We start from the raw sequence: 18,406 nt of genomic DNA, 5'->3' as shown, positions 1-18,406 counted from the left end.
GCTCTAAAGATAGGGCGATCCCAGCCACAGCAAACGGTCGAAGACGCGGATTATGAACGGCCTTTCCCTCAGCGTCTGCAGCGTCACCGGCTGGGCCGTGGAGATGGCCGCCGCGATGCGGGCGTCGATCTCGGCGGCGAAGTTTTCATCCAGGACTTCCATGTCGATCTCGAAATTCAGCCTGAGCGAGCGGGCGTCCAGATTGGAGGAGCCGACATAGGCCCACACGCCGTCGATCGCCATCAGCTTGGAATGGTCGAACGAGCCTTCATGGCGCCAGACGCGGCAATAGTGCTTCAAGACCTGGTCGAACTGCGCCGTCATCGCATGGTCGACGAGGAAGAGATTGTTCACCGCCGGCACGACGATGTCGATTTCGACGCCGCGCCGGCCGGCCGTGGTCAGCGCGCTGATGAATTCGCGGTCCGGCAGGAAATAGGGCGACATGATGCGGATCGATTTGCGGGCCACCGAAAATGCGCCCATCAGCAGCTTGAGATTGGTTTCGTTGGACGCGTCCGGTCCGGTCGCCACCGCGCGCACCAGCATCGGCTGTCCGGGCGGCGGCACCGCGCGCTCGACCTGCCAGGGCCCGTCTTTCAGGGCCTCGTTGCCGGCAAAGCGCCAGTCCTCGGCGGCAACCGAGAACAGATCGGCCACCACCGGCCCGGTGACTTCGAAATGCGTGTCGCGCGAACTGTCGGAACCGGCGAATTCGGCCGAGAATCCCTTGCGGATGTTCATGCCTCCCGTGAACGCCAGCGTGCCGTCGACGATCAGGATCTTCCTGTGGGTCCTGAGGTTCGCATAAGGAAGTCTCAGGCCCATGACGATGTTGCCGTTGAAGAGATCGACGGTGACGCCAGTTTCCCTGAGCTGCTTCAGGATGCTGGGCACCGAGTAGCGCACGCCGACGGCGTCGATCAGCACCCGCACGGTGATGCCGCGCTTGACGGCATTGCCCAGCGACTGGACGAAAAGCGCGCCCACCGCGTCATTGTCGAAGATATAGGTTTCGAGCAGCACGCTTCTTTGCGCCGCGTCGATCGCCCGGCACATGGCCGTATAGGCCTCGTCGCCGGTCTTGAGCACGGCGATGGTGTTTCCCGATGTGAGCGGACGCCGCGCCACCCTGTCGCCAAGCGTCTTCAGTCCGGTAAAACGCTGGCCGTATTCGGCACTGATCAAGGCTTCGAGCGCGACGTCGCGATCGTGCCTGGCGGCGGCCGCCTCGCTTGAAACGGGACGCATGGCGCTGATCGTCGCGCGGCGGATGCGGTTGATGCCGGCGATGGCGTAGATGATCGCGCCGAGAAAGGGAGACAAGAGCATCACGCCCACCCAGCCGGTGGCCGCGCGCACGTCCTCCTTCGTCATGATGGCATGCACGATCCCCACCGCCGCCATCGCCAGCGACAGGATCAGGATAAGCGTCGACCAGTGACTCGCAATCGCCTCGAACATCGGCCGACTATTGTGCGAGCCGGCGCGGAAGGCAATGCGGGTGGGTTGTTCCCGCGCTCCTTCGGATACCTGAGACCGGGTGGCAAGAACCGTGGTCATGCGCTCGGCCAGTTCCGCGACCGGCCCCGTCTTTTCCCAGGCATAGAGCGCCCGGGCCCAGTCCGTCCGGAAAGAGCCGGGGCAGGCGGCTGTAACCCGAACGCCGAACGGAGCCACTCCGAAAGCGATGCGGCTGCACGAGGCAAGACTGATGATCGTATGCAAGGGCACGATCGCTCAGCTCGCGGCTTCGGTCGGCTATGCGAGCGCGGCTCAGTTCAGCCGCGACTTCAAGCGGCATTTTGGACGGACGGCTTCTGAGGAGATGAACTGGGTCCGTCATCACCTGGGCGAGCTCGCCTGGGCGGAGTAGTCCGCCATTGGCGCTCAGCCGGCTTCAGGGGCCTTTGGCTTCCTGAAGAAGCCCGACAGAATATTCGGACCCGCTTCGCCGGGCCGCAGCCTGATCCCATCCTCCAAGCAGTTCAGCGTCACGCACTCGAAGCCGTTGGCCGCGAGGAGCGCCACCAGCGAGTCGCGGTCGAAGTGATGCAGGTGCTCGTTGGGCAGGCGCATGCGCCATTTGGCGAACCACGCGTCGCCCTCGGCGCCGAGCTCGCGCCAGCGGCAATAGGGGACGGCGACAGCCAGGTGGCGGGCCTGAAGCCGGGAAAGGAAGCCGAGATCGGGGATGTGCTCCAGCACGTCGAACATGGCGACGAGGTCCCAGGCGCCGGCGAGCGCCTCATCCCAATCGACGAAGCGGACACCCTTGGGCAGTGGGAATTCAGCGATATCGCAGCCGGCGCAATCGGCGACGCCGGTTATCTTGGCGGCTTCGATGAATGTGCCGGTGCCATATCCGATTTCCAGCACGGAACGAGGAATCTCCCCGGTGATGCCGAGCACCCAGCCAAGCCGCTGATAGCCGAGCTTGATGGTCCGGTCGCTCAGGTCCTCGTAGTAGGAAATGTATTTCTTGTCGTATTTGATCGGCGTGAAGTCGATCTGGTGGATCACGCCGAACCTGTCCACCTCATAGTTGTCCAACATGTCCGCGCGGCCTCCGGATGCCGAGTTCCTTACATGGTCAATGACACGCAGCCACGGTTCTAAGCGCCTCGGCACGTGAAGGCGCGGGCAAAGCCCCGATCCGCCGAACAGAGGCGTAGAACCTTGGATAGTCGCCGGAGCACAAGTCGAGCAAGCGAAGAAACGCCGGAACCTCTTCGCTGTAGACGGCGGTCGCGGCAAGCTTTGCGTTGTTGATCGGGCTATCGAACCAGGCGTCGTATCCGCGGTATCCGGCCCATCGCTTGCCGCGCATTTGCCGGTAGCGTATCCGCAACCTGTCGATCGTGGCGGCTTTGGCGGCCGCCATCCGCTCCGGGCTGCGCGGGCTTCCATAGACCTGGCTCAACTCGTCCCGGGTTTTCGATATCAGTCCGAGAAAATCCGCCTTGCGCTTGCGATCGACGTCGTAACTGCGCAATCCGGCGCGATTGCCGGTGGCGCGCAGCCATTTCCTCGTACCGGTGGTTTCGACGGCAACCGCGAAAGCCTCGTTGAACGCGGAGTCGCCGTTCACATAGACTTTCTGATGCGCCAGCTCATGGAAGACAAGGCTTGCCAGATAGCTGTCGTTCTGACGCAGCATGGTGCTGAGCAGCGGGTCGCTGAACCAGCCCAGCGTGGAATAGGCCGTGATGCCTGTCACATAGACGTCCAGCCCCTGCCGCTGCAGTTCAGCGGCATTTCCGAGCGCGTCCTTGCGCGAAAAATAGCCCTTGTAGGGAACGCAGCCGAACACCGGAAAGCACCATGTTACCGGCGCGAGAGAGAATTGCGGTGCGGCAAAGACCGCCAAGGTCACGTCGTTCCGACCGAGGTCGACATAACTGCGATAGCTGCTGTTATCGGGCAGCGCCAGTTCTTCCGTGGCAAAGCGACGTATGGCGCTGGCCGAGGTCAACTTGGCGCGCAACGCCTCTGGCGTCGAAGGATCATGGATCAGCTTCGCAACATTCTTGCGCGCGGCCATAATCCCGACATGGCCTTCCAAGGATTGCGCATAGTAGGAAATGCTGGTGCACCCGGTCACGCCGGACGCCATGATCGCAGCGGCAAGCAATCGAAAAACGCGCTTCACAGCTTGCCCACCGCCTGCTCATCTCCCATGGAGCAAATGTCTCCATTTGCTCCCGTGTCTCAGGCGCGTCTATTTTCGTCAAGACCTGGAGGGCAGCGGGCCGGACACTCGATTTCGCAGCGGTGATCAGGCAATACGGCGCTTAAACGAAGATCTCACCCTCGCCGCGCCACCAGCCGCAGCCACGGCGCGAGATGGAACGCTGCCATCAGGAGATACATCGGCACCATGCCGCTGAGCGCCGAGGCGCCCGACATGCACATCATGTCGTGGCCGCCATAGGCAGCCGTCAGCAACGCCATTGCTGCAAAGGTCGGCGCCGCGGCGAGACAGAGCCAGTCGGCGAGGCCGAAACCGCTCAGGCCGGCCGGGCGAGGGGAGTCGATGCTCATGATATCCACCTTCTGAAGCGGGCAGGTTTCAAGCCCATAGGAACAAGGGCGAAGCGATCGGCTCCGGCGGCGAAACTCCACGCCGCCGGTTCCGCTTCATGCTCAGGCGTTCTTGTTGCGGAACGCGGCTTCACCGGCATCCGACACCTCGACCCATCTCTGGTCGGGCGCGGCGCCTGCTTCGTAGCTGTCGTGCCAGTTCCACCATTTGTAGGTCTGGGTCTGCGGATAGCCCTCGGGCGAGTCCTCCCACACCTCCTGACGGCCGAGCGGCGTGACGTCGAGATAGCTCCACACGGTGCCGAACGCTTCGTCGCCACGGTTGTTGACGAAATAGGTGCGGAAGATGCGCTTGCCGTCATGGATGAAGACGTTGTGGCCGTGCCATTCGTCGACGCCGAAATCCTTATCCCAGCTGTCGGTGATGGTGTACCAGGGCATCTTCCAGGCCATGCGCTCCTTCAGCCGCTGGATGTCGGCCTGCGGCGCGCGCGAGGCATAGGCAAGCGTGGTGTCGCGGGCGTTGAGGTGCGCGAGGTTGCCGACCTGGTCGGCGCCGAGCGAGCAGCCGCGGCAGGCATGTTCGGGCCAGCCAAAGACGCCGGGCTCGAAGAAGGCGCGGTAGACGACGAGCTGGCGGCGGCCTTCGAAGAGGTCGAGCAGGCTCGCCTTGCCGTTCGGGCCTTCGAACACATAGTCCTTCTTGACTTCCATCCACGGCATGCGGCGGCGTTCGGCGGCCAGAGCGTCGCGGGCGCGGGTGACGGCCTTTTCCTTCACCAACATCTCTTCATAGGCGCCTTCCCACGCTTCCTGCGAAACGACCGGCGGTGTCTTCATGTGTTGGGTCATTGCTCTTGTCCCGTTCTTGGGTTTGGTTGGGGGTGACGGGGACAGACATAGGGCCGCATCCGGCGATGGTGAGAGTTACAAGTGTGGCGCGATTTGCTGCGGCGGGCTTTGAGGCGGCGGCATGGACTCGCTGATCAACGCCGCCGGCCGCGCGCTTGCCGCGGGCGATCCGCTCGGCGCCTTGAAGCGCGTCGCGCTGCGCGACGATGCGCCGGCGCTGGCGCTGCGCGGCATCGCCATGGCGCAGCTCGGCGATTTCGCCAAGGCCAAGGCGTTGCTGAAGGACGCCGCCCGCGCCTTCAGCCCGAGGGAGGCGGTAGCGCGTGCGCGTTGCGTCGTCGCCGAGGCCGAGATCGCGCTGGTCTCGCGCGACCTTGGCTGGCCGGAGAAGGCTCTGCGATCCGCCCGTGCGACGCTCGCCGCGCGTGGCGACCGGCTGAACGCTGCCTATGCCGGCAGCCTTGAGGCGCGCCGCCTCATCCTGATCGGCCGCCTCGACGAGGCCGAGCGCCTGCTGGCGGACTTCGATCCGGCGCCGCTGCCGCCGGTGGCGCGCGTCGCGCACGAACTGGCAGCCGCCGGCATAGCCGTCCGCCGCCTCAGGACCAAGGCGGCGCGCTCGGCCTTCGGCCGGGCATCGCTTGCCGCCTATCAAGCCAACATCCCGGCATTGAAGGCCGAAGTCGAAGCGGCGTCCCTGGTGCTGAACACGCCGGTCGGCCGGCTGATCGCGCGCGGCACCGAGAAAGAACTGCTGCTCGACGAGGTCGAAGCGCTGCTGAGTTCGGGCGCGCTGGTCGTCGATGCCTGCCGCAACGTCGTGCGCCAGGCCGACGCGGTCGTTTCGCTTGCGACCCGGCCTGTATTGTTCGCGCTGGCGCGCACGCTTGCCGAGGCATGGCCGGCGGATGCCTCGCGCGAAGTGCTGCTGAGGCGCGCCTTTCGCGCCAGGCACGCCGATGAATCGCATCGCGCGCGGCTCAGGGTCGAGATGGGACGGCTGCGCGCCGAGCTCGCCGGGCTGGCAGAAATCAACGCGACGGCCGCCGGTTTCACGCTCACGCCGGCCAGCGCCGCTGAAGTCGTCGTGCTGGCGCCGCCGGTCGAGGCGGAGCATGGTGCGGTGATGGCCTTCCTGACCGACGGCGAGGCCTGGTCGAGCTCGGCTCTGGCGATCGCGCTTGGCGCCAGCGCGCGCACCGTCCAGCGCGCGCTGGAGCAGCTTTCGGCCGAACACAAGGTGCAGGCCGTCGGCCGCGGCCGGGCGCGCCGTTGGATGATGCCGCCGGTGACCGGATTCCCGACTGTGTTGTTACTCCCGGGTCCGCTGCCCAGCGACTAGTTTCCCGACACTGGATCGAGGAGACGTCATGAAGCTGATCAGATTGCGGGCGCCAGGCGGCCTGGAAAAACTGGAACTGGTCGAAGAGGATCGGCCCGAAGCCGGACCGGGAGAGTTGCTGGTCCGGATCCGGTCGTGCTCGCTGAATTTCCACGACAGCATGGTTGTCACGGGCAAGAAGCCCTGCGCCGACGGTCGTATTCCGCTATCCGATGGCGCGGGCGAGGTGGTTGCTGTCGGGGACGGTGTCGAAGCATTCAAGGCCGGCGATGCCGTCGTCAGTTGCTATTGGCCCGATTGGCTGGGCGGCGAGGCTTCGCGCGCGAACAAGCGGGGCGAATTGGGCGACGATCTCGATGGCTATGCACGAGAGTATGCGTGCATGCCCTGGCAGGCTTTCACGAAAGCGCCGGCGGGCTACACCCACGTGGAGGCGGCTACACTCACTTGCGCCGGGGTCACTGCCTGGAGAGGCCTGGTGGTGTGCGGTCAGGTGAAGCCCGGCGATACGGTGCTGATCCTTGGCGCGGGCAGCGTGTCGCTGTTCGCGCTGCAGTTCGCCAAGATGGCTGGTGCTCGTGTTATTGCTACATCCTCCTCTGATGCGAAACTCGAAAAGCTACGGCGACTCGGCGCCGATGCTCTCATCAACTACAAGGCCGTGCCGGACTGGGGGAGCAAGGCGAGGGACCTGACCGATGGGCGCGGTGTCGATCATGTAGTCGAGGTCGGCGGTCCAGGCACGCTGGCCCAGTCGATAACGGCTTGCAGGATAGGCGGTCACATCGCTCTGATCGGGGTGTTGACCGGCTTCGCCGGAGAAGTGTCGATCCCGGCGCTGTTTTCCAATCAGATCCGCGTTAGTGGAATTTCCATCGGGAACAGGGCTGACCAGGAAGACATGATCCGGGCGATAACGGTCAATGGCCTCAGGCCCGTGATCGGTCGCAGTTTTCCGCTGCACGAAATTGCTTCGGCATTCAGGTCGTATGAGAGCCAAAAGCATTTCGGCAAGGTCTGCGTCGAACTTTAAGGTGCCGGCTTCGGTAAATTCGCGACTGTGTTGTTACTCTCAGGTTTGCAGCCGGGCGGCTAGAGTCGAAGCTGACACAAGAGACCAATGGAGATTTGGAAAATGAAACGAGCCGCTGCCGAGATCCTGCGTGAATACGGACCGTTCCCCGGCGTCGAGCGCGTCAACGGCGTTACCTATGACGGCGAAAATGTCTGGTTCGCCAGTGGCGACAAGCTGAACGCGTTCGATCCCGACAGCGGCATGATCGTGCGTACGATCGATGTCGCCTCGCATGCCGGTACTGCCTTCGACGGCGAATATCTCTACCAGATTGCCGAGGATCGTATCCACAAGGTCGACCCGAAGATCGGCAAGGTCGTCGCAACCATTCCTGCCCCCGGCAACGGGGGTGACTCAGGCATGGCCTGGGCCGAGGGTTCGCTCTGGGTCGGCGAATACCGGGCACACAAGATCCATCAGATCGATCCTGAAACGGGCAAGGTGATCCGCACGATCGAATCGAAGCGCGTCGTCACCGGCGTCACCTGGGTCGATGGCGAGCTCTGGCATGCCACCTGGGAGGGCGAGGAGGGCGATCTGGTGCGCGTCGATCCCGACACGGGCGGCGTGCTGCAGGAACTCGCGATGCCCTCCGGCGTGTCGGGGCTGGAATCGGACGGCGGCGGCTGTTTCTTCTGCGGCGGCGGGAGCAGCGGCAAGATCAAGGCCGCAAAGCGTCCGGGACACGGCGGCAAGTAACGGACCGGCGGAAGGGGCGGCCCGGTCAGGCCGCCTCGCGTGCCGGCCGCGGCATGGGCTTGCTGGAGGCCTTGGCGGCGTTCGGCCCGTCGACATGCGCCCAGGCCGGCCGCTCGAACAGGAAGGTACCGAAGCCGATGCGCTTGATGATGAAGTAGAGCACCACCGGGCTGACGACCGAGACGAGCAATACGGCGAGGCTCAGCATGCCGGTGTCGGTCAGAAGGCCGCTTGCCAGCATGACGCCGCGGAAGATCGACATCGGGATGGTGAAGGCGACATAGACGACCAGCGAATGTTCGCCGAGCCAGCGCAGCCATTCCATCGAGGCGAATTTCGACAGCAAGCCACCGGCGACGCAGAGCGCCACCGCGCCGGCGACGGCAAGCGACAGATGCAGCGGCGGCCATGCCGCCAGGCCCATCTGCATGCCGACCGGCTGCACGGCGTAGCCCGGCGAATAGACGAGCACGCCGTTGACGAGCGCCCAGGCAAGCAGGCCCGCAACGGCGATCGCCGGGCGAGCCTGTGTCCATTCGACCAGCCGGAATATCAGCGGCGCCAGGACGAAGCCGAGATAGAAGAACACGAAATAGGCCGCGAACTGCTCGAGCGCGTAGCTGTCCGGCTTCGGCGCCCACATCTGCAGCGCGGCGGCAGCCAAGATGACGATCCAGTGCGGCACGCGAAGCTCCCGCAGCAGTCGTATGACGATCCCGAAAACCGCCAGCATGTAGATGAACCACAGGACGCCGTAGGGCTGGACGGCGGCCATCGCGAGATCGTGCAGCATGCCGGCGGGGTCGCGGCTGAAGATGCCGATCTTCAGCCCGATCGAGATGATCGCCCAAAGCACATAGAAATAGAGGTAATGAACGACGCGGCGGTCGACATAGCGGCGCAATGGCCGGTCGATCACCTGCGACAGGAACAGGCCCGAGATCAGGAAGAATTCCGGCATGCGGAAGGGCGTCGCGAAGCCGATGACATAATGCAGGAAGCCGACGCCGCCGGTGTATTCACCGGTGTTGTAGGCCGAGTACATCATCACCACCAGGAGGATGGACAGGCCCTTAGCCGTATCCACCCACGGCATGCGGTTCGGGTTGCTCATGCGCGATCTCGAGGAAAATTCAACTGCCGCAATTGTAGCGGACGGGCGCGTGCCCCGCAGCAACAAGCTTACGATATCGTAAACGGAAGCCTTGCCCGGGGCCGATGTTAACCATCGTCCGACGCTGAAACCAGGGCGGCGACGCGCGTCTCGCGCATCGCTATCGCGACGATCGCACCCGACAGGAAGGTCAGCGCCGCGATTGCCCCGATCGCCGCGGAAAAGCCGAAGAAGTCGGCGATCAGGCCTGCCGACAGCGCCCCGATCGCATAGCCAAGATCACGCCAGAAACGGTAGACGCTGAGCGAGCGCGCCCGCCAGGAGGGGTGCGATGCATCCGACACCGCCGCGATCAGGCACGGATAGACCATCGCCGTGCCGAGGCCCAGCAGCAGGCTCGCTAGCAGCCACCAGCCAAAATCGCGCGTCATGGCGGTGGTGAGAAGCCCCGCCGCCTGCACCCACATGCCGGCGACGATCAGTCCCTTGCGGCCCCAGCGGTCGCTCAATGGCCCGGTCGCGACCTGGAAGATGCCCCACACCGCCGGATAGACCGCCTTGAGGATGCCGATGCGCTCGATGCCGAGCCCGTTGGCAACGAAGAAGAGCGGAAACAGCCCCCAGCTCATGCCGTCGTTCAGATTGTTGACCAGGCCGGCCTGCGAGGCCGCGAACAGGTTGCGATCGCCAAACGAGGTCCGCATGAAGATCTCACGGAAGCCGAGCGGCGAAGCTGCTTTCGGATGGTTCGCCAGCTCCAGCCGCACATGCTCGCGCGTGTCGCGCACAAGCAGGATCGACAGCGCGGCACCCAGGATCGCGTAGCCGACGCCGAGATAGATCGGCACGGGACGAAAGCCGTAGCGGCTCGCGAGGTAGCCAGTCAGGAATGCGGTCACGCCGACGGCGAGGTAGCCGGCGAACTCGTTGAGGCCGACGGCGAGCCCGCGCGACTTCGGCCCGACCAGGTCCACCTTCATGATCACCGTCATCGACCAGGCGAAGCCCTGGTTGAAGCCGAGCAGCGCGTTGGCGGCGACGATCCAGCCCCAGCTCGGTGCTGAGATGATGATGAACGGCACCGGCAGGCCGAACAGCCAGCCGAGGATCAGCACGCGCTTGCGGCCCCATCTGTCGGCGAGCTGGCCGGAGACGAGATTGGCGCATGCCTTGACCACGCCGAAGCTGACGATGAAGGACACGACCAGCGTGGTCGAGGCAACGCCGAACTCCTCCGCGCCGATCAGTGGCACCACGGTCCGCTCGATGCCGACCATGCCGCCGACGAAGGCGTTGATCAGCACCAGCAGCGAAAACTGCTTCCAGTTGGCCTTGAGGCCAAGCGCGACGGCGGGCGCCGCTGTGCTCAAGATTTCACCCCGGCGTTGACGGCCCGGGTCCGCGCTGCCTGCGGCGGCGGAGGAGGGATGTCGGCGGTCATGGCGGCCACGAACTCATCCTCGTCCTCGATGCGGAAGGCCTTGTTGAAGCGCCGTTCGAAGCCGATGGTCGATGTCGGCTTGCCGCTCAGCGAGCGGCCGCAGACAGAACCGGAATAGGCACCGGGCAGCACCTCGATGTGATCGGGCAATTCCTTCAGGCGGCGCACGCTGGCGTAGAGCGCGCGGGCGCCGTCCTCGGCGCTTGAAGCAAGCTCGGTGCGGCCGAGATCGCCGACCATCAGCGTGTGCCCGGTGAGCACGAACCAGGGTTCGGTCGATCGCGTCCGGTCGGTGACCAAAAGGCTCAAATGTTCCGGCGTGTGGCCCGGCGTATGCATGACGGTCGCCGTCACATTGCCAAGCTCCAGCACCTCGCCGTCCTTGACGCGCCGGAATGGGAAGTCGGCCGCAGCGCCTTCGAACAGCACGTATTCGGCGCCGGTCGCTTCGGCAAGCGTACGCCCCACCGAGATATGGTCGGCGTGGATATGCGTGTCGACGACATAGAGGATGCGCATGCCGGTCGCGCGCGCCGCCTCGACATAGGGCGCGATGTCGCCGAGCGGATCTACCACGGCCGCGGAAGCCTTGCCGCCGCAGCCGAACAGGTAGGAGGCGGCAACCGGGTCGCTATGCAGGAACTGTCTGAGAATCATCGCTTTTTCCTCCGAGCAGGCGAACGGCCGGGCAGCGTGCCCTGCTTGACAGTCCGAGCTGAAACTGTCATTCAATAATTCTATTGAATGACGATGCGTTAGTAAAAAGGCGATGTCAATCCGCAATCCGAAGCTGGCGCTGTACGAGCAGTTCGCGATCGTCGCCAAGGCGCTCGGCCATCCGCTGCGCCTGGAAATGATCGAGCATCTGGCGCAGGGCGCGCGCAGCGTCGAGGCGCTGGCGATCAAGCTGGGCCAGCCTGTCGCCAACATCTCCCAGCATCTGCAGGCGCTGCGCCGCGCCGGCATCGTCTCGGCCGAGCGCGACGGCAAGTTTGTCCGCTACGCACTCGCGGATGAAAGCGTGCTCTCCGCTTTCGCCTCGGTGCGCGGCGTCGCCGAGCGGCATCTTGCCGAGGTCGACCGCATCGTGCGCGGCTATTTCGACGCGCGCGACGACATGCGGCCGGTCACGCGCGAGGAGCTTCAGACGCTGATGCGCGATGGGCTGGTGACGCTGGTCGACGTTCGCCCGGCCGATGAATTCGCGCTCGGCCATGTCCCGGGCGCAATCAATGTGCCGTTGGGGGAAGTCAGGGCGTGGTCTGCCACCGTCGCTCCCGACCGGGAGGTCGTCGCCTATTGCCGCGGCCCGTGGTGTGTGATGTCCTTCGAGGCTGTCGCGGCGTTGCGCTCGCTCGGCCATTCCGCGCGCCGGCTGGAGGACGGCATGCCGGAATGGAGAGCTGCCGGCCTGCCGGTGGAAGTGGCGGCCTGATCGTGACCAATTGGACAGCGCGGAATGCTCGCAAGCGGATAGGCCGCTGAGCACCAATTGCAGACGCTTGGTGACAACATGGCGAATGCCTTGAGCGGGGCCGTGAGCCGATTAAGCAGGTCTCCGCCCTTTTCCGGGCAAACCATCTCGACCGCTTAGTAGGTGATCTTCGGGTACCAGCCGGTCCCGCGACCTTCCGGCGTCCAGTCCAGGACGTTCCACAGCATCATCAAGTCCGGCTCGGTTGTCGGGTCTTTGCCCGGATCGGCTGACTCGAAACCCAGCTCCGCGCCCCAGAAGTGCCGAATGGTTCCGTCGCGTCGGGTGAAGACGTTTTCGGCGGCGGTATCGGTCCCATCGTCCATGATCGCGTGGTAGTCCCGGCTAAAATTCCCGTTGACGTCGGCGTAGAAAGGCAGGTTCTTCCAGCCACGCTCTACCTTGAAGGCGATCTGCCGCTCGATGACCGAAAGGCCGACGACGGCGAGGGCGATTCGCTGGCGGAGGTGGTCGGCGTTGCCATCCAGGCAACTCAGGAGCGCGGTGCACATTGGGCAAGGGCGCTGGCGCTTGGGGCCATACATCCAGTTGTAGACGAACAGAGTGTCCTTATCGCCGAAGAGCTCCTCGAAGCCGACGGGATTGGCGCCGGCCACGCTACTGGCTTCGCCAATGAACTGATAGTCGCCCTTCACCTCGCCGCCAGGCGGCAAGGCGCGACGCTGGGCGGCGACGCGCGCGATGTGGCGGTTGAGTTCGATCTCCTCGATCAACAAGGCCTCGCGCGCCTTGCGGTACTCGACGCTCTCGTTCGGCTGGCGGGCGCGGTTCTTGTGAGCGATCGCAGCGGCGGGTTGCAAGGTGGAACCGTCGGCCATGACGTGTCTCCTTTCCAATCCCTTTCAACTGGTCACCCGCCTTGGGGTTCCGCCTGGATCGCTGCTGCGCGCGATACGCAGGCTGTCGTATTAAGCGGTACTTTATTGCGCTTCGTAGAGTTCCAACGGCAGTCCATCCGGGTCGCTAAAGAAGGTGAAGCGCCGATCCGTATATGGGTCGATCCGGATTGGCTCTACGGCAACGCCGGCGGCTTCCAGGCGCACAATCACGAGGTCGATGTTCCCCACAGCAAATGCCAGGTGCCGCAGCCCTGTCGCCTCTGGATAAGACGGCCGCGGCACCGGGTCAGGGAAGGAGAATAATTCCAACTGGGCGGATCCGATCCGCAGGTCGGCCTTCCAAGACTGCCGGTCCTCCCGATAGACCTCGCGGATCAGGTCCAGGCCTAGGAGCTCGACATAGAATCGTCGCGACCGATCGTAGTCGGTGCAGATAAGCGCGACGTGGTGAATGGCGTCCAGCATCTTTCGAACTCTAGCCAAGCCGGGCTTTTGGGCCAAGGTCAGAGCTGCCGCGCGGGGAAGTGCCATGTCCGCTTTTCGAGCGCAACATTTGCCCGAGGTAAACGTACGGCGCCTTTCAGGATTGGCTCGCGGTCGTTGCACGGCGACATTTGAGCGCGGCTGCCCTTCACGTCGCGGCAAATGTAAATTCGCTTCGGTCAGGGCCTGACATCCAGACGGCGGACAACCGTACCATGGCCCGCTTGGTCGCGGGCGGGCCATGGCGGTTGGGCTGCTGTGAAACTGCGGACTCTCAGTCCTTGGCGCGCTCGACATAGGAGCCGTCGGCGGTCATCACCACCACGCGCGTGCCGGCGGAGATATGCGGCGGCACGGCGGTGCGCACGCCGTTGGAGAGCATTGCCGGCTTGTAGGACGAAGACGCCGTCTGGCCCTTGGTGACCGGCTCGGTGTCGACCACCTCGAAGGTGGCGCGCTGCGGCAGCACCAGCGAGATCGGCACGCCGTTGAACTGCGCGAGCTGCACGGCCATGCCTTCCTGCAGATAGGGCGCCATATCACCGACCACGGCTTCCGAGGCCACGACCTGATCGTAGCTTTCCGGGTTCATGAAGTGAAAACCTTCGCCGTCGGAATAGAGGAAGGTGTGCTCGCGCTCCTCGACATAGGCGCGCTCGACCATTTCGGTCGTGCGGTAGCGCTCCGAGACCTTCACTCCGTCGCCGATGCGGCGCATGTCGAGCTGGGTCACCGGTGTGCCCTTGCCAGGGTGGATGTTTTCGGCAAAGAGGATGACATAGAGCTTGCCGTCCTTATCGACGACGTTGCCTTTGCGTAAGGAACTGGCGATGACCTTGACCACGGTATTCGATCCCATTCGAGTTTGTCGGCCTGCGGGCGTCGATTTCCGCGAAGCGGCGACGGCGGCCATCGCCTGCGCCCTAGCGCATCTTGCGCTGAACCGCCAGCCTGCCGAGCGATTTTCCTGCCCATGACCGCCGCCTCGCCCTGGTGGACGCCGCATATCCATGCCGACCGCCGGCCACGGCTGATGGCGCGCAATGCCATCGCCGCCGCCCTTCGCGGCTGGTTCGCGCAACGCGATTTCGTCGAGGTGACGACCTCGGCGCTGCAGGTTTCACCGGGCAACGAGGCGCACCTTGCCGCCTTCGCCACCGAGGCGATCGGGCCCGACACATTGCGCCGGCCGCTTTATCTCCACACGTCGCCCGAATTCGCCTGCAAGAAGCTGCTCGCCGCCGGCGAGGAACGCATCTTCAGCCTCGGCCCCGTCTGGCGCAACCGCGAGCGCGGGCCGCTGCATCACCCTGAATTCACCATGCTCGAATGGTACCGCGTCGGCGATCCGGTTGAACGCCTGATGGACGATTGCGCCGACTTCCTGGCGCTCGCCGCGGAAAAAGCCGGCGCCACAAGCTTCCGTTTCCGCGGTCGCGAGGCCGACCCGTTCGCCGAGCCGGAGCGGCTGAGCGTGGCCGAAGCCTTTACTCGATATGCAGGCATCGACCTTCTTGCGACCGTGTCGGTCGACGGCAGCACCGACCGCGACGCGCTTCACGAAGCGCTGGTCCGAGCCGGACTGCGCACCGCGCCCGACGACAACTGGGCCGACCTGTTCAGCCGGGTGATGGTCGAAAAGATCGAGCCGGCGCTGGGGCAGGGGCGCGCCACCGTCCTTTACGGCTATCCGATTTCGGAAGCGGCACTCGCCCGGCCGAGCGCCGAGGATCCGCGCGTCGCCGAGCGCTTCGAGCTCTATTGCTGCGGCGTCGAGCTCGCCAACGCCTTCGGCGAGCTCACCGACCCTGCCGAGCAACGTCGCCGCTTCATCGCCGAGATGGACGAGAAGGAGCGTGTCTATGGCGAGCGCTATCCGCTGGATGAGGATTTCCTCGCCGCCTTGGCCAACATGCCGCAAGCCAGCGGCTCGGCCCTCGGCTTCGATCGGCTGGTGATGCTGGCGACGGGGGCCGCAAGGATCGACGACGTGATCTGGGCGCCGGTGGCGTGATGTCAGCCGCCGTTGGCCTTTGAGTCAGGTCCGGATTTTCCCCGACTCTGCGAGGCCAGGAATTGTTTGTAACCTTTGCGCCCCATGCGGGCGCGCAAAGCCTCGCGCGTCTCGGCTTCTCCGCATGCCGCCAGGATCTCGTCGAAGTGATCGGCCAAAATATCCTGAATTGCAGGGTCGTTGAAATATGCGTTCAACGGAACCCCATCCGGCACGCTGGGGGCATCCATCAGGGTCCAGAAAGCACGTCCGTGGGTCGAGACAAAATCCCGGGCGCGTGAAGCCAGTTCGCGCACGATGGCGCTTCGCCGCGCGCACGAGCGCTGATGGGCGGCTTTGCTGAATGTCCTCAGGCCCGGCATGGAGGGCTGCGCGCCATGCACGTTGCTTCCGTGAATTCGGTACGCCGAAAGCGGAAGATCTATACAGGCCGAACCAGCCAAGGCATGCACGAACGGCATGAAATAATTGTCGGTCGCGGCATTGCCGACAACGGCCCGAGATGGCTTGCATCGGGCAAGGTAATGCCGCTTGTACATGTTCGCCGTTCCAGGCGACCAGTGCCAGCCGGGCTCGTGCGGTTCTATCACCGTGGACTGTTGCCAGAGCAGCTCGCGCTCTCGTCCTCCCAAGATCATGTGATCTGAATTTGAGCGATCGGGATTGAAGGGCCTGCCCACCCTGCGGTGCAGCAGCCATGCAAAACCGGAAGACAGCGGCCGCCCGGCATGATCGGTTTCAAGAACGCCGCTCGATGTTGCCGCGATCGTCGGGCAGTCGCGATGAAGCTGGGCATGGAAGGCCGCGAAGGTCGCGAACAGGAAATCGTCGGCGTCCATGATACAGACCAATTCCCCCGCCAGGCGATCCACGACGTCAAGGAACGCGCCCATCTGGTGCAGGTTGCTGTCCAGATATTCGAACGCCAGCCTGGGGTCGGTGTTCTCGAACCCCGCGATGACATCGCGGCTGTCGTCGGTCGAGGCGTTGTCGACGACGAGGCATTCGAAATCGTCATAAGTTTGCGACAGAACGCTCGATATCGCTTGGCCGACATAGCGCCCGTAATTGTGATTGATGATGAGGAAGCTGATTTTCGGCGCGGTCATTATCGTTTCGGCTTCCTCTTCAGGAAGGCGCGGAGATCGCGGGACAACGTTTTGCGAAGGACGCGCATCGGAATTCGGCCTCCGAAACCGGCTCTGAGAATAGATCTTGCCTGAGCGCCGGAAAATCGGGCCGTGACCTCCCTGCTGAATCCTTTGGCACCGAAGACAGACCTCAATTGCGGCGCGTTGCGCTTGAATATCTCGACCGCGATCTCATTGCTGAAATAGTCGCGCAACTTGTCAGGGTTTTCCCGTGTGACCCGGTCTACGACAGGCCAAAACTCTGCCCCCAGAAGCCAGTCGAAACGGTCGCTTTGTTCGATCAGGAACCTTACGCTTTCATATGTGAATTGCTCCAACTTGATAGTGTAATCTCTTGTTCCGCCACGCATGCCCTCGATGCTTTCACCGGTCGCGAAATAGTTGCTCGAGTGCAGGCGATAGCCGGACAAGGGCATGTCGATCAGCGCGCTGCCGGCTACCGCATGGCATATCGTATTGAAATAGCCGTCGGCCGACGCCATCCAAGGTTTGCCGCCATCGTCCAACCGCAACAGACGCAGGACCGAGGTGCGGAACATGTTGGCGCTGCCCGGCGCCCAGAGCCAGCCGATGTGCCACCGCGGTATGGTCGCCGTGCTGGCGTCGAGGAGCCGGTATTGCGACGGGGTGACGGTCGGCAGCCGCAGCACGGTCCGCTCACCTCGGAGGCCTCGTTGCGCGTCCGGTCTGTTCAACTGGAGTTGCTGGTACGAGGCCGTCAGGGCCGTGCCTGTCGAGTCCATCTCCGCGACGTTGGCCGAGGTGAAGCCGACGCTTCGTTGCAATGCCATATGCACCTGGATGTGCGTCGAAGCGTAGTTGTCGAACAGCACGTCATCCGCGTCCACGAAGGTGACGAACCCGCCATTCACCTTGTCCAAAGCCCACAGGGCGGCGCCGAGCTGGCCATGGTTCCGCGCCAGCGTCTCGACCCGGAAACGCGGATCGCCTTCTGCATGTCGGGCGATCACCTCCGCGCTGTCGTCGGTCGAGCCGTTGTTGATGACGATGCATTCGAAATGCGGATAGTCCTGCCGGCGTATGGAATCGATCGCGGCGCCGACATAGCGGCCGTAATTCCAGTTGATGACGACGAAGCTGACGAGCGGCGGCGACAGCGCGCCGCCGGCCAGTCCCTCGATGTCGCGTCCGGCGATCGTGAATGACTTGGTCGCGACGATCTCGCTCTTGCGAATGACGATCTGCTGGCCCCTGTGCAACAGCTCGTACTCTCCGGCGACCTGGCTCAGGAAGGCTTCGATCCCGGCCTCGGGGCGCCTGGCCGTCGGCAGATCCGGCCCCCACCGGTAATCGTCCAGGATCATCACACCGTCATTGTCGAGCAGGTCCCAGGCCAGTCGGGCGTCGCTGTAAGCGGACGTGGCGCAATGGTCGCCATCGACATAGATCACGTCGTATAGCCGGTGTTCGGCGGCAAGGCCCGGCAGGATCGTTACCGAGTGGCCCTTGCGTTTCTCGACCCGGCCGGCGAAGAGCTTGAGGTTGCGGTCGAAGCGCCGTTCGACCTCGGCCATGTCCGATTCATACTTCGAGCCAAGTCCGACATGCTCTTCGCTGCCCTGGAAGCTGTCCACGCAGGTGATGCGGGATTTTGGCAGGAACTGCAGGAAAAACAGCGCCGAACGGCCCTCGAACGAGCCGATTTCGAGCACCGCCGCCGCCGTGCCGGCTTTGTCGCCGAGAAGCTCCTCCCAAAGCTTCAGGTGATGGGAGGTCCAGTCATGGGTAAACTCTCCACCGACGAAATACTCCATCCTTCCCCCATAGGCTCGACCCTACTGACTTGACCCGTCAGCCCGGCGCCGAAGCGGGCACGCGGCCAAGCCCCCCGTCATG

General features: G+C 64.1%; 17 protein-coding genes and 2 pseudogenes. 6 read left to right on the top strand and 13 right to left on the bottom strand.

What is annotated here, in order from left to right:
• Positions 1 to 3: 3 nt before the first annotated feature.
• Positions 4 to 1,464, bottom strand: coding sequence for a phospholipase D-like domain-containing protein (locus FJW10_RS13000; RefSeq protein WP_140900410.1), 1,461 nt, complete (start codon positions 1,462 to 1,464; stop codon positions 4 to 6).
• Between the two features lie 220 nt (positions 1,465 to 1,684).
• Here FJW10_RS13000 and FJW10_RS12995 point away from each other — a divergent pair.
• Positions 1,685 to 1,876, top strand: a pseudogene (locus tag FJW10_RS12995) (helix-turn-helix domain-containing protein); the annotation flags it as partial.
• Positions 1,877 to 1,890: 14 nt separating this feature from the next.
• Here FJW10_RS12995 and FJW10_RS12990 read toward each other — a convergent pair.
• The 4 genes and pseudogenes from FJW10_RS12990 to FJW10_RS12975 all read right to left on the bottom strand — a co-directional run bounded on the left by FJW10_RS12990 (position 1,891) and on the right by FJW10_RS12975 (position 4,896).
• The gene (locus FJW10_RS12990; RefSeq protein ID WP_140900393.1) at positions 1,891 to 2,556 is read right to left on the bottom strand and encodes a class I SAM-dependent methyltransferase; all 666 of its coding nucleotides are present in this window, start codon (positions 2,554 to 2,556) and stop codon (positions 1,891 to 1,893) included.
• Positions 2,557 to 2,593: 37 nt separating this feature from the next.
• Complete coding sequence (locus tag FJW10_RS12985; RefSeq protein ID WP_140900409.1) at positions 2,594 to 3,616, bottom strand: aminopeptidase; 1,023 nt, start codon at positions 3,614 to 3,616, stop codon at positions 2,594 to 2,596.
• Between the two features lie 191 nt (positions 3,617 to 3,807).
• Positions 3,808 to 3,999 (bottom strand): annotated as a pseudogene (locus FJW10_RS12980) (hypothetical protein); the annotation flags it as partial.
• A 147-nt stretch (positions 4,000 to 4,146) separates the two neighbouring features.
• Positions 4,147 to 4,896: a DUF899 domain-containing protein gene (locus tag FJW10_RS12975; protein WP_140900391.1), complete on the bottom strand. Its 750-nt coding sequence runs from the start codon at positions 4,894 to 4,896 to the stop codon at positions 4,147 to 4,149.
• 121 nt (positions 4,897 to 5,017) lie between these two features.
• Between FJW10_RS12975 and FJW10_RS12970 the strand changes: the two genes are divergently transcribed.
• The 3 genes from FJW10_RS12970 to FJW10_RS12960 all read left to right on the top strand — a co-directional run bounded on the left by FJW10_RS12970 (position 5,018) and on the right by FJW10_RS12960 (position 8,012).
• Positions 5,018 to 6,238 (top strand): helix-turn-helix domain-containing protein, encoded by a 1,221-nt coding sequence (locus FJW10_RS12970; RefSeq protein WP_140900390.1) that lies wholly within the window; start codon positions 5,018 to 5,020, stop codon positions 6,236 to 6,238.
• A 28-nt stretch (positions 6,239 to 6,266) separates the two neighbouring features.
• Positions 6,267 to 7,271, top strand: a complete 1,005-nt coding sequence (locus tag FJW10_RS12965) for an NAD(P)-dependent alcohol dehydrogenase (protein WP_140836825.1) — start codon at positions 6,267 to 6,269, stop codon at positions 7,269 to 7,271.
• Between the two features lie 102 nt (positions 7,272 to 7,373).
• Positions 7,374 to 8,012 (top strand): DUF5074 domain-containing protein, encoded by a 639-nt coding sequence (locus FJW10_RS12960; protein WP_140900389.1) that lies wholly within the window; start codon positions 7,374 to 7,376, stop codon positions 8,010 to 8,012.
• 25 nt (positions 8,013 to 8,037) lie between these two features.
• Here the strand turns inward: FJW10_RS12960 and FJW10_RS12955 are convergent, their stop codons facing one another.
• The 3 genes from FJW10_RS12955 to FJW10_RS12945 all read right to left on the bottom strand — a co-directional run bounded on the left by FJW10_RS12955 (position 8,038) and on the right by FJW10_RS12945 (position 11,224).
• Entirely contained in the window at positions 8,038 to 9,126 is a 1,089-nt protein-coding gene (locus tag FJW10_RS12955) for an acyltransferase family protein (protein ID WP_140900388.1), read from the bottom strand.
• Between the two features lie 107 nt (positions 9,127 to 9,233).
• The gene (locus FJW10_RS12950) at positions 9,234 to 10,496 is read right to left on the bottom strand and encodes an MFS transporter (RefSeq protein WP_246674239.1); all 1,263 of its coding nucleotides are present in this window, start codon (positions 10,494 to 10,496) and stop codon (positions 9,234 to 9,236) included.
• Positions 10,493 to 11,224 (bottom strand): MBL fold metallo-hydrolase, encoded by a 732-nt coding sequence (locus tag FJW10_RS12945; RefSeq protein WP_140900386.1) that lies wholly within the window; start codon positions 11,222 to 11,224, stop codon positions 10,493 to 10,495. The genes FJW10_RS12950 and FJW10_RS12945 overlap by 4 nt, the downstream gene beginning before the upstream one ends.
• 112 nt (positions 11,225 to 11,336) lie before the next feature.
• Here FJW10_RS12945 and FJW10_RS12940 point away from each other — a divergent pair, with 112 nt between their 5' ends.
• Positions 11,337 to 12,002 (top strand): metalloregulator ArsR/SmtB family transcription factor, encoded by a 666-nt coding sequence (locus FJW10_RS12940; RefSeq protein ID WP_140900385.1) that lies wholly within the window; start codon positions 11,337 to 11,339, stop codon positions 12,000 to 12,002.
• 155 nt (positions 12,003 to 12,157) lie between these two features.
• On the opposite strand, the gene FJW10_RS12935 is transcribed toward FJW10_RS12940, so the two are convergent.
• The 3 genes from FJW10_RS12935 to efp form a co-directional block, all read right to left on the bottom strand.
• A complete protein-coding gene (locus FJW10_RS12935; protein WP_140900384.1) occupies positions 12,158 to 12,880 on the bottom strand; it encodes a DUF899 family protein in 723 nt (240 codons plus the stop codon).
• 102 nt (positions 12,881 to 12,982) lie between these two features.
• Positions 12,983 to 13,366 (bottom strand): VOC family protein, encoded by a 384-nt coding sequence (locus FJW10_RS12930; RefSeq protein WP_140900383.1) that lies wholly within the window; start codon positions 13,364 to 13,366, stop codon positions 12,983 to 12,985.
• A 292-nt stretch (positions 13,367 to 13,658) separates the two neighbouring features.
• A complete protein-coding gene (gene efp, locus FJW10_RS12925; protein ID WP_140542739.1) occupies positions 13,659 to 14,228 on the bottom strand; it encodes an elongation factor P in 570 nt (189 codons plus the stop codon).
• Between the two features lie 129 nt (positions 14,229 to 14,357).
• Between efp and epmA the strand changes: the two genes are divergently transcribed.
• On the top strand, positions 14,358 to 15,398 hold the full coding sequence (gene epmA, locus FJW10_RS12920; RefSeq protein ID WP_140900382.1) for an EF-P lysine aminoacylase EpmA: 1,041 nt from the start codon (positions 14,358 to 14,360) through the stop codon (positions 15,396 to 15,398).
• A 2-nt stretch (positions 15,399 to 15,400) separates the two neighbouring features.
• On the opposite strand, the gene FJW10_RS12915 is transcribed toward epmA, so the two are convergent.
• The gene (locus FJW10_RS12915) at positions 15,401 to 16,507 is read right to left on the bottom strand and encodes a glycosyltransferase family A protein (protein WP_140900381.1); all 1,107 of its coding nucleotides are present in this window, start codon (positions 16,505 to 16,507) and stop codon (positions 15,401 to 15,403) included.
• Positions 16,507 to 18,222, bottom strand: a complete 1,716-nt coding sequence (locus FJW10_RS12910) for a glycosyltransferase (RefSeq protein ID WP_181177512.1) — start codon at positions 18,220 to 18,222, stop codon at positions 16,507 to 16,509. Before FJW10_RS12910 ends, FJW10_RS12915 begins: the two co-directional genes overlap by 1 nt.
• Positions 18,223 to 18,406 lie beyond the last annotated feature (184 nt).

Source organism: Mesorhizobium sp. B4-1-1 (assembly GCF_006439375.1).
GTDB lineage: Bacteria > Pseudomonadota > Alphaproteobacteria > Rhizobiales > Rhizobiaceae > Mesorhizobium.
The sequence above is the reverse complement of the archived record's forward strand: the minus strand, read 5'-3'. Positions and strand labels throughout refer to the sequence as shown.